The sequence below is a fragment of the Ornithinimicrobium murale genome (assembly GCF_003352835.1).
Classification (GTDB): Bacteria; Actinomycetota; Actinomycetes; order Actinomycetales; family Dermatophilaceae; genus Ornithinicoccus; species Ornithinicoccus muralis.
In genome coordinates this window covers 250,661-261,694 of sequence record NZ_QLVD01000019.1, presented here as the reverse complement: position 1 = coordinate 261,694, position 11,034 = coordinate 250,661, and the positions used below count along the sequence as shown (strand labels likewise).

The window sequence follows — 11,034 nt, the reverse complement described above, 5'->3', positions numbered from 1 at the left end:
ACACCACCCGGTTGAGCGGGCACGACTGTGCCTGCTGCGGCATACACAACTGCGGGAGGCGGCCGGGTGGCGCACAAGCATGAGGACACCCCTGAGGAGCAGGAGCTCAACAACAGGGTGGACCGTGAGGCCATGGAGGTCGCACTGGAGTGGCGTGACGCCGGACTGCCCGAGGCCGTCGCGCGTCACCGTCTGCTGATACTGATCCTCCAGACGTCCATCCTCGACAGCTGCTCCCACCAGCAGGCCCTCAGGCCGACCAGTCCGTCGCGTGAGGACATGCGTGATTGGATGTTCGACCTGCTGCAGCGCAAGTGCCTCATCAACGAGAAGGGCTCCCAGTCCCTCGACCTGACCCGCATCGCCGACGGCAACTCCCTGTCCGGGTGGGCGCGGGTCATGCTGACCAGGGCCGGTGACTTTGGGCGCAAGCGACTGGTGAGGACCCGCGCGAATGACGTGCGCCGCGTTGCACGGGCGGCGGACGGCACCGAGATGGGACTCACCCACCCGGACAGCATCCAGAGCGAGGACGCCTCCGCCAAGCTCATCTGGGCACCGACGACCACCTCCACCGAAGACGACGCCATCGCCGCCCTGGAAGAGAAGTCGTCGGCGCTTGACCTCCCGGCCGCGATCGAGGTGCGGGAGAACGCCGTGACGGACTTCCCCGACCTGCTGGAGAGCGGGAACCGCAACGTCGCCCTGGCCGTCGCCTTCGACGCCAACCGCTCCCGCTACCGGGGGGCGACACGACTGCACACCCAGGTCGCACTCTTCACGCGGCTCATGGAGGTGACGCCACCACCCCGGATGCCGCTGTCCCGCCGTGAGGACCGCGCGCTGATCCGAGCGTGGTGCCTGGACAACCCTGGTGGCGGACGGCTGATGTTCCTGCTCTCAGAGCTCCTGGCAGGACGGGAACCGGGAGACGTCACCGAGGTCGAGCAGCTCCTGGTGTCCCTGTTCGAGGGGTACAGCATGAGCGAGGCGGCCGCCCTGATGTCCAGCCAGGGCTACGTGTTGGTCCACCTGGCGCAGTCGGCCGTGGAGCCCGTTCCTCCGCCGCAGCGCAAGATCGTCCGCAAGATGACGACACGGGTCACGGAGATGGTCGGCGCACCCCGTGCGTCCCGCCTGGTTCGTCAGTGGGCCGCCGCCCACGGTGAGCTCACGGTCAGCGAGTACGCCGGTCGTGGCGCCGAGCCGGTCATGAAGTCCGCGGAGCAGGCACAGGCCGATGAGGACCTGTTCAACGCCGAGGTCTCCAAGCTGTTCACTGACCGTGTCGCGGTCCTGGGCCAGTCGCTGACTGCGGTCCGGACCTACCTGGACCAGCTCCACGAACAGCTGATGCTCGACGAGCTGGGTGCCCAGGTCGATGAGTGGATCGCTTCCCCTGGGACCGAAACCGGCGACTTGCAGGAAGCCCGCTGAGCGTCGTGAGCTATCACGTTCAGTCCAGAAAGGGTAGTTCCGCTGTATTCCTGTGACGCCCGTTCAGTAAGCCGTTTACCCCAACGATTCGACCGGGGTGCCTGACCGGCAGACGAGAACCAGCCACGGACCCGTCTCACCGCTTCGTGCGGCCGCTCAGGGCACCTCGCGTCACGAGACAAGACAGAGGTTCACAGCATGACTCTAACGGCCAGCCCCGAGACGTTCGCACAGGAAGCGGCACCAGCACCAGCCCCGACCTTCACGATGACCGAAGCGGACATCTTCACGTCCTTCCTCAACGACGAGATCGGTTCCGAGTGGCTGCCCGAGCCCAACTGGGGCCCGGTCGGCGAAACGGTGTACGAACGCACGTACGCCCGCCCGATCTACAAGCGCGATCCGGTGACCGGCAAGCCCGTGACCGACGGGTTCGGGACCAAGGAACTCGAGGACTGGTGGACCTGGGAGCGACCCACTCACGACCGCGACAACGAGCACTTCGGTGAGATGTGCCGCCGTGTCGTGCAGGGCAACCTGTCCTACGCCCCGCGGAACACGCAGCGTCCCGGCGAGGAGCTGGAGATGTTCACCCTGATGTACCGCATGGGTGGGACCCCGGCTGGCCGGCACCTGTGGGTCACCGGGACCGGCTTGAGTTTCTCCAGGAACTGCTGGGCGGCGGGGTGGGCCCCGGACACCAGTGAGCACTTCCGCTTCGCCGCGATGCGACTGTTCGAGGGCGGCGGTGTCGGGTCCAACTATTCCAACGACCTGCTGGCCGTCACTGCGCCGCTGGACACCACGATCGGCTTCTTCTTCACCGCTGGCACCGACCACACCGACTTCGACCAGATCGCGGCGGCTGCTGGCGACGCCCTCGTGACTCGTCCTGACGGGACCGGCCAGGGCCTGGAGCAGGCCGTTGGCGAGTTCGTCTTCGACAATGTGGATGAGCACCTGGTGGTCGACGACTCCCGCGAGGGCTGGGTTGCCACCTGGTGCGCCCTGGTCGACCTGGCCACCAGCGGCCGCGGCCATGTCAGTGTGCTGATCGACGTCTCCGACATCCGCCCCTACGGTGCGCCGCTCAAGACGTTCGGCGGCCAGGCCTCCGGTCCGGCCCCTCTGGTTCAGGCCTGCGCCGGGATCGCGAACGTCCTGAACGCTCGTGTGCAGGCCGGCGAGAACGCGGCTGCCCCACAGCGGCTCACCTCCGACGACGCCATGGAGATCGACCACTTCCAGGCTGCTGCAGTCGTCGCCGGCGGAACCCGTCGCAGCGCCCGGATGAGCCTCAAGCACTGGGCCGACGAGGACATCTTCGAGTTCATCAACTGCAAGCAGGACCTCTCCGCGCACTGGACCACCAATATCTCCGTGGAGACGGACAGTGAGTTCAACCTGGCCGTCGAGGACCAGAGCCACCCGCTGCACACCCACGCCCGGGCGGTGCTGCGTGCGGTTGCCGAGGGGATGACCCGTGACGGCGAGCCGGGCATCGTGGACACCGAGCGTCACAGCATCGGTGAGCCGGTCCGGGTGCGGATCGTAAATCCCTGCGTGACGGGCGACGCCTGGGTCCAAACCGTTGACGGCCTTCGGCAGGTGCGTGACCTCGTTGGCAAGGGCAAGATTGACCTGCTTGTGGATGACAAGGTCTGGTCGACTTCTGATGAGGGCTTCTTCGCCACCGGACACCGCGAGGTGTTGTCCCTGAACGTAGACGGCACCGAGCTGAAGGTGACCCCGGAACACCTCATCTCCACGCCGGACGGCTGGCGCCCGGCCGGCGACCTGACGCCAGGGGACGTCGTCGATCTGACCGACTCGCTCGGCTCGCACTGGACTGGCGAGGGCACTGGGGACGAGGGCTACCTGCTCGGCCTCCTGGTCGGTGACGGCTACTTCGGGCCGGAGAACGCCAACGGCGTCCCAGGTTCGGCCATTCTTTGCGCCTGGCACACTGACGCAGGTTCAGAGTCCGTGAAGCAGAACGCCCTGGACTCGATCGAGCTGGCTGGACTGAACCACCGCACCGACTGGGTGGGGTGGCGCGATGTCCACGGCGGCAACAAGCAGGAGCTGCGCTCGACCGCGATCCGCGACCTTGCCGCTCGCTTCGGCATCGTCCGGGGCAACAAGACGATCACGCCAGAGGTGATGGCCGCTAGCTCAGACTTCCAGAAGGGGTTCCTGTCCGCTCTCTTCGACACTGACGGTCATGTGGAGGGCGACTCCCGGGGTGGTGGCACGTCTGTCCGACTGTCACAGTCCGACCCGGAGATGCTGGGCAAGGCACGCACCATGCTGCTCGGCCTGGGTGTCAAGTCAGTCGTGCGCGGTGGTCACCCCGAGCAGACTAAGACCATGCTTGGTGGTTCATACGTCTGTCGCGCGGCCTACCGCCTCATCATCTCCGGCGCACACGTGGAGCGGTTCGACAAGACCATTGGGTTCTCTGACGGAGTGAAGGCGCAGAAGCTCACCCAGCGGATCGACTCCATGACACGCGGGCACTACACCAAGCCGATGGTCGGCACCGTGCAGTCCATCACCGAGATGGCGGCCGAGGACGTGTTCGACGCCAAGGTCCCCGGACTGAACGCTTTCGTGGCGAACGGCACCATCATCCACAACTGTGGCGAGGCGAGCCTGACCTTCGACGTGGACGGCAACGGTTTCGGGTCGCTGGCCGGGGAGTCCTGCAACCTGGGCTCGGTCAACCTGGACGACTACGGCACTGACTTCGCGGGGGCCGAGCGTGCGATGGAACTGGTCTCCCGGTTCCTGCTGCGCGCCACGATGAAGCCCTACCCGGGTGAGGACGCCTCCCGCATCGAGGCCAGGAACCGTCGCATCGGCGCGGGCATCATGGGTCTGCACGGCTGGGTCCTGGCGCACGGGGTGAAGCTGTCCGACCTGCACCGCACGCCGCGACTGCTGGCCCGCCTGACCGACCTGCGCCTGGCCTCCCGCCGCGCGGCCGACGAGCTGGCTGACGCGATGGGGGTGCCGCGCCCGGTCAAGACGACCGCGATCGCCCCGACCGGCTCTATCTCCAAGATGTCCGGCACTGACCCTGCGACCAACCCGACGATGTTCAAGTACTTCATCCAGAACATCCGGTACGAGTCGAACAACGAGCAGCTGCCCGAGCTGGGTCGCCTGGGTTACGCCATCGAGCCGGACAAGTACGCCGCGAACACCGTGGTGGTCTCCTACCCGATGCGTGGCGCACTGGTGGACCGCTTCGGCGCCGACCTGGTGGAGGACTCGACGGACCTGGATTTCGCCGACTACCTGCGACTGAACGTGGCCGTCGAGGAGACGTTCTGTGGTGGCGAGGACGGCATGGCGGTCTCATCCACCTGCCAGCTCGCTGAGGGTGTCACGGCCGACTTCGTGGAGGCCGAGCTGCTGAACTTCCTGGGCAAGACCAAGGGTGTGACTGCTTTCCCATCCATGAGTGGACGTGAGCAGGCGCCGTTCATCCCGCTGACCGAGGATGAGTTTGACGCCGAGGTCGCCAAGCTGACCCCGGAAGCGCAGGCCCGTGTCGGCGGCGGGGACAGCAACGACGAGAACTGCTCCACGGGAGCCTGCCCGGTAAAGTGAGGCCGGTTCTCGTCCTGGGGTGATGCCCGCTTGAGGCGTCAAGGCCCGGTTGTCGTGTGGCTACGACAACCGGGCCTTTCCCATCCCGCCACACCGAAGGGATATGTCGGCCTACTACGTGACGCTGCCGGTGCTGCCCTGGTGGTACCTGCCGACGATGGTGGCTGTGCTCGCGGTCGGCGGCGGCATGGTTGCCGTGGTGGTGTCCACGCTCCTGGACAAGCACCGCCCCGAGCGCTACTGGAAGGTGGCTGGGGTCATCGTTGGTGGATCCACTGTCCTGGTCGGTGCGTTCGGGCTCTGGATGTACCTGGCCAGCAACCAGCCCAGTGACACAGTGAAGCAGTCGGTCATCGACGACGCCTGGCCGCACCTGGCACCGGCCACTGTCACCGGGGAGTCTGTCGCCACCGGTGGCGGACAGGACTGCGAGCTCGAGATGTGGAAGGGCCCCGGAGCCCACTATCTGATGGTCATCTGCGACGGTGGCCCGGTGAGCCGGCTCGGTTAGCGGGAGAAGTGTTCGCGTGCCCGGGTCAGGACCAGTGCGCTGAACCCTCCGGCGGCTCGTGACAGCCCAGTCTCGGTGCCGCTCAACGGCATACGCCCACCAGAGAGCACCAGCCTGGACGCAAGTTTCACCAAGGCGGCAGCCGGATTAGTTGACCGTCCGATCCGCCGCACCATCGCGGCCTCAGTCTCGTCACCTACCGGCTGGAGGGTCTGGACCAGGGTGACGATGTCGCGCGAGACTCCCAGCCGAAGCAGGTCGCGGCCGCTGATACGGGCGGCACTGGGCACGTACTGCAGCCACGCGGTGCACGGCAGTACGGGGTCCTCGAAGTCCTGCAGGAGACTCACGGTGATCGCCAGCCTGTCCAACACCGGTGTGCCATCACCATCCAACTGGCCCCGATGGACCACGGTGGCGATGGTCTTGGCGTGGGCGATCTCTCGGTCGATTGACACTGCACATCCTCTGTTTGCGGTGCGGACTACTGCTGACGCGCTGCTGGTGTGGCGCGGCGGGAACATGTGTCCGACTCGAGGCGTTGTTACCGATTTGTGACCTGGCCTGAGATCAGGTGGCACAGGTATTGGTGCGAGGTGCACGCAGCAGTGCGCCCACCAACCCCAATCCCCTGCAACAGGAGATCCCCATGTCCATGCGGACGAGCACTACCCGCGCCCTGGCAGTCACTAGACGCGCAGGCGCAGAGCAGGGGGATCAGGAGACACAGATTCGTCCGGTCGGCGAGGAGCGGCGGGCTGGTGAGGGTCGTGGGTCACCGGTCTCCAGTTGTGCTGCGGAGCAGGTGCAGCACGGTGACGTAGTGCTCGGTCACCGGGCCCGGTTGCGCCGCTGCGGCGGCCTGGATCGCATCGAGTTCTCCTGGGTCCTGCCAGTCGCTGAACGTTGCGAACAGCGCGCGCAAGTCGTGCGCGTCCAGGTCGATCTGCCACGGCCACTGCCAACTCCGGACCAGGCGGAAGTTTCCCATCGCTTCCAGTTCCTCCACGCTCGGTCGGGGGTCCAGCGGGTCGTGGGGTTGGTCGCTCGGGCTGCGACGGGCGACGATCTCGCGCACAGCCTGCCGGAACGGCGTCCACACCCGCGGGTCGCCGTAGACCGTGCGCCATACGGCCATCAGCCCACTTGGCACCAACGCCCGGTCGAGCCGGGGGAGCATCGTCGGAAGGTCGACCCAGTGCATCGACGTAGCTGCCACCACCGAGTCGAACGAGCGCGCCGGCAGGTCCACGTCCTCGATCCGGGAGACGACGACGCTCGACTCGGGGCACGTCCGCTGGAGCCGGGCGGCCAGGCCGGGGCCTGGCTCGACCGCGACCACCGCACTTCCGCGACGGACGAGCTCCTTGGTGGCCTCACCACTGCCGGCCCCGATCTCCAGGATCCGCCGACCCGCCCCGATCACGCCGTGCTGGGCAAGGGTGTCGTACAGAACGCTCGGGTAAGGCGGGCGTGCCGACCCGTACGACGCGGCCACCGACTCGAAATGGTTCCCATCCCTCACTCGCACCATCCTGCCCCCAGCGCACAGGCCGGTCGTGTCAGAATGCCCGTCGTGGACTCCGAGCACATCACAGCCGACGACGGCGTGTCCCTCCAGGTCCTGACGTGCGGTGCGGGGCCCGATGTCGTCGTCCTGTCGGGCGGCCCGGGAATGGTGCACTATCTCGCGGAGGAGTCGCTGGCACCTGAGGGCTTTCGCTGCTGGTTCCCTGTCCCACGAGGTGTTTCGCCCTCTGAAGGCGGTCCGCACGACATGGCTCGCGCGATCGAGGACCTGGAAGCGGTGCGCCAGGCCAACGGGATCGAGTCATGGATCGTGCTTGGCCACTCCTGGGGTTCAGATCTTGCCGTGCGCTACGCCCTCGACCACCCTCGTCGCGTCAGAGGCCTGGTCGGCATCGCCGGTCACGGGTTGCACCGCGACCGCGAGTGGTCCGCTGCCTACGAGGCGGGCAAGGCGGCAGCGCCCCGCATCGACGTCCCGTGGGTCCGCGAGGTGCACGCCGCGCTGTGGGGCTCCTTCAAGAAGTGGATCCACGAACCCACACTGTGGCGCGATCTCGCCGACAGCGCTGTCCCCATGCGCTTCATCGCAGCCGGCGGCGACATCCGGCCGAACTGGCCGCTGCAGCAGCTCGCAGTGCTGGTCCCCGGAGGGTCTTTCGAGGTGGTGGCCGACGTGTCCCACGACTTCTGGACCACCGATCCCGAGCTGTGGCAGACGACCTGCACCACCGCATGCGACCACCTGCTCTGACTGACCGGAGATCGGCGGCAGGCAGTGTCACCAGGCCGTGGGACGGTAAGGAGGTGGAGACCGACAGGCACTACCCCGCCGAGCGGGTGGTCTCGTATGACGCGCACTGGCCGAGCGCATATCGAGACTTCGCCGCCGGGCTGCTTCACGCCTTAGGCCTGGCATGGGAGGTCGAGCACGTTGGCTCGACCTCCGTGCCCGGACTCGTGGCCAAGCCAGTCATCGACCTGGCATTGCGCCTCCCAGCAGAGCAACCCCTGACACATGCTGCCAAGACCCTCGTGCGCGCGGGGTGGACAACACCGGTCAGCCTCGGCGACCACTGGGCCACATTCCACCTCCACGACCACGTGCGCACGGGGATCGGACACATCTTCACCGCTGACCAGTGGGACCAGGCCCACGTGCGGCTCTTCGCCCGTTGGCTCCGCGAGCATCCCGACGACCGCGACCGCTACGCACGGCTCAAGGTCGACCTCCTCGACCGCGGACTCTGGGGCGGCGACTACACGGCAGCCAAGACCCGATTCGTCCACGAGATCGTGAACCGCGCCCGCGCCGAGGACGGACTTCCACCCCTGACCCATCTCCGAGGGCGTGGCCGCTCGGAGTCGCGGTGCCCGGTGAGGATTCCGACAAGATAGTGACAACGCAAGTCGATCACCTTCTTGTCAACATGCAGGCCAGCGCCCTGCACGGATGACAGATCGTCGGGGAACCTACATCACTGCCCTGGGTGCCCTCGGTCTGTTCGCACTGGCTCCCGCGTCGTCGGCTGACTCGGTCTGGGACCGTGTCGCTGCCTGTGAGTCCGGTGGCAACTGGTCGATCAACACCGGCAACGGCTACTACGGCGGTCTGCAGTTCCACCCGCAGACCTGGACCGGCTTCGGCGGGCACCATCATCCGCAAGGAACTGCACCGCGCCGTCCGCGTCTGGCACGACGACCCACGCACGGTCACAACGGCCCAGCTCGACAACATCAGCACGGTCCGGACACGTCTCCAAGAGACCAGGCTCGCCGCATCTGAAGACAGGGCGACGAAATTCAGCCAGGTCGAATGTGTCGAGGGCGTCGATCTCCTGCCAGATTACGTTTACGCGGGCGAGCTACACCGGGGTTGGGTTGTTCTAGACGTCGGGATGGACCCCGAGCGGGTACTCGTGGCTCTAGAGCCCTGGGAGGAAGGCGGCTGGTACTGGTCAGTCGACTGATGACTCTGGGTAACCTATTCGGCGCCCTGGCGGTGGGCAGACATCGCCTCAAGACTGACGGTCACGATCCTAGCCAACAGGTCAACGATGTACCGGGGTCCTCGACCTTCCAGGACCAGTCGTTGGGGTCATTGCCGATGCTTTCGCTGGGGAGCAGCGGGCCGAACAACGTCTACACGCTGCGGTGGATCATGTTCTACACCGGAACGCATCTCCCTGGCCTTCGTCGACACGTTTGGTGACACCGGACTGAAGAAGCTGGGGTGGGGACTACACGCTCGCGGCACGCGTCAACGGAGTCGGCGGCACGTTCGGTGCGGACGGCGGGGCGGGGAAACGGATCGGGAGCCATCTCGGCACTGCGCCCCGGTCCGACCTCCACAGCATCGGGACAGGCCGGTCGGCGATCGGCACGCTCGTCGAGCGCAACAGCCGCTCCACGCTCCTGGTCCATCTGCCCGTTGAAGGGCGGGGCGAAACGGCTCCGTCGCTGTCGCGATGAACCCCGCGCTGGCGACCTCGATGACGAAACTGCCCGAGTAGCTCCGCAAGAAGGTTCATCCTCTTTGAGGGCGGGTCATAGGTTCAGCCGCCGCCGATGAGGAGCATTCTCAGGCGGTACTTCTCGCATTTGGTACCAACGGAAGAATCAACCCACCCAGAAGACCAAGGCGAGGTTTGATCACCAGGCTTCAAGCGGACATTAACGCAAAACACCTCACCTCCTGCGAAGACAACGGCCGCGCCTTCGAATCTTCGCGCCCCATGGTGCGCCGAGGAACGAAACGCCAGCCGCTGACGCGAAGATTCCCACCTGGTCGACCATCCGTGTCGGCCAGGTGGTTCTGCGTGCCCGGCCGCCACACCAACCTCGCATGAACACCACCACCGCAGACCCCTACGTCACTCTCGGCGTTTCGCGTGACGCCGAGCAGGACGCGATCACTGACGCTTACCGGTCCCTGATGCGCAAGCACCACCCCGACATGTCCGGTGGTGACGAGGCCAAGGCTGCCACCATCTCCGCCGCTTACGAGCTGCTGAGCGATGAGGGCCGCCGTGCCGGGTACGACCTTGACTCCCGCCGTGGCCCGGTCACGACGGACAGCACCACCCGCACCCGCACCGCCCCGGTGACCCACCCCGAGCCTGGGCCGATCAGCTTCCGGACCCTGAGGTGGCGCGAGTGGTTCCTGATGGTCCTCGCGCTGGCCGGTGTCGTCGTCTCGCTGTTGGTGAACGCGACCATCATCCCGGTCTCACTGGTCGCCTTCGGTGTCTTCTTCGTCGGCATCTACGCCGCGCGCGGCTGGGTGGGCCGGCGCTACATAACGGTCTTGCTCCCGGTGGTCGTCATGCTCGCCTCGGTGGACCCGGTGGGACGCTGGCTGGGTACGGGTACCTGGCCGCTGGTGGGTCTGGCCGTGCTGGCTGCCCTCGTCACGGTCGGCTCGGTGCTGGTGTCAGCCCGCCGGATGGCCAAGCTGGTCGGTGTCACCCAGGAGAAGCGGTGGATCTTCACCAGCGGCACGAGCGCCCACGACTTCCTGCTTTCTGCCGGCAACGCTACCGGCTGGATCGGCCTGACCGGCGACGGCCCGTTCGGGACCATGCTGATGAACGGCAAGAACATCATCCTGTTGGCCACCGCGGCGTCCACCTTCCCCGGTGAGACGCTGTCGGTGGAGCTGGGTCGCCTGATGCGCACCCGGCCGGGGTCGAACATGTCCCTTCCGGACCCCGCCGTGGACCTGCCGATCGGGATGCCGACGGTACCCGAGGGCTTCAAGGGCCGTGCGGCCGTGTTCGTTCCGGGTGTCCCCGCAGGCACCGGGCAACTCGGTGACCTTCCTGTCATCGGTGAGGCTGACCTGCTCGCGTGGATGGACGCCACCGACACCTCCGCCCTGGACCGGCGCGACGTTCTGCGCGTCGTCGACCTGGTCCGCAACCAGGTGGCACAGGTATAGG

Annotated in this window: 9 protein-coding genes and 1 pseudogene; 8 read left to right on the top strand and 2 right to left on the bottom strand. The window is 66.6% G+C overall.

Going from position 1 to position 11,034, the window contains the following annotated elements; all coding sequences use genetic code 11:
- Nucleotides 1-66 precede the first annotated feature (66 nt).
- The 3 genes from DPQ65_RS07810 (at nucleotide 67) to DPQ65_RS07800 (ending at nucleotide 5,566) form a co-directional block, all read left to right on the top strand.
- On the top strand, nucleotides 67-1,437 hold the full coding sequence (locus DPQ65_RS07810) for a hypothetical protein (protein WP_114906761.1): 1,371 nt from the start codon (nucleotides 67-69) through the stop codon (nucleotides 1,435-1,437).
- Nucleotides 1,438-1,635: 198 nt separating this feature from the next.
- The gene (locus DPQ65_RS07805) at nucleotides 1,636-5,055 is read left to right on the top strand and encodes an LAGLIDADG family homing endonuclease (protein WP_114906760.1); all 3,420 of its coding nucleotides are present in this window, start codon (nucleotides 1,636-1,638) and stop codon (nucleotides 5,053-5,055) included.
- A gap of 103 nt (nucleotides 5,056-5,158) precedes the next feature.
- A complete protein-coding gene (locus tag DPQ65_RS07800) occupies nucleotides 5,159-5,566 on the top strand; it encodes a hypothetical protein (protein WP_114906759.1) in 408 nt (135 codons plus the stop codon).
- Here the strand turns inward: DPQ65_RS07800 and DPQ65_RS07795 are convergent.
- Both DPQ65_RS07795 and DPQ65_RS07790 read right to left on the bottom strand, forming a co-directional pair.
- Nucleotides 5,563-6,024, bottom strand: a complete 462-nt coding sequence (locus DPQ65_RS07795; RefSeq protein ID WP_114906758.1) for a hypothetical protein — start codon at nucleotides 6,022-6,024, stop codon at nucleotides 5,563-5,565. The two genes, DPQ65_RS07800 and DPQ65_RS07795, sit on opposite strands and share 4 nt — an antisense overlap.
- Nucleotides 6,025-6,341: 317 nt before the next feature.
- Nucleotides 6,342-7,091 carry a class I SAM-dependent methyltransferase gene (locus tag DPQ65_RS07790; RefSeq protein WP_238146745.1) on the bottom strand — a complete coding sequence of 250 codons (750 nt, stop codon included), beginning with the start codon at nucleotides 7,089-7,091 and terminating at the stop codon, nucleotides 6,342-6,344.
- Nucleotides 7,092-7,142: 51 nt separating this feature from the next.
- Between DPQ65_RS07790 and DPQ65_RS07785 the strand changes: the two genes are divergently transcribed.
- From DPQ65_RS07785 to DPQ65_RS15855, 5 genes and pseudogenes are all read left to right on the top strand, one after another.
- Nucleotides 7,143-7,847, top strand: coding sequence for an alpha/beta fold hydrolase (locus DPQ65_RS07785; RefSeq protein ID WP_202863047.1), 705 nt, complete (start codon nucleotides 7,143-7,145; stop codon nucleotides 7,845-7,847).
- A 53-nt stretch (nucleotides 7,848-7,900) separates the two neighbouring features.
- Nucleotides 7,901-8,491 carry a GrpB family protein gene (locus DPQ65_RS07780; protein WP_162802084.1) on the top strand — a complete coding sequence of 197 codons (591 nt, stop codon included), beginning with the start codon at nucleotides 7,901-7,903 and terminating at the stop codon, nucleotides 8,489-8,491.
- Between the two features lie 55 nt (nucleotides 8,492-8,546).
- Entirely contained in the window at nucleotides 8,547-8,879 is a 333-nt protein-coding gene (locus DPQ65_RS16495; RefSeq protein WP_114906754.1) for a transglycosylase family protein, read from the top strand.
- Nucleotides 8,880-9,448: 569 nt separating this feature from the next.
- Nucleotides 9,449-9,603, top strand: a pseudogene (locus DPQ65_RS07770) (IS30 family transposase); the annotation flags it as partial.
- Between the two features lie 335 nt (nucleotides 9,604-9,938).
- Nucleotides 9,939-11,033 (top strand): J domain-containing protein, encoded by a 1,095-nt coding sequence (locus tag DPQ65_RS15855; RefSeq protein ID WP_202863046.1) that lies wholly within the window; start codon nucleotides 9,939-9,941, stop codon nucleotides 11,031-11,033.
- Nucleotide 11,034: the final 1 nt, after the last annotated feature.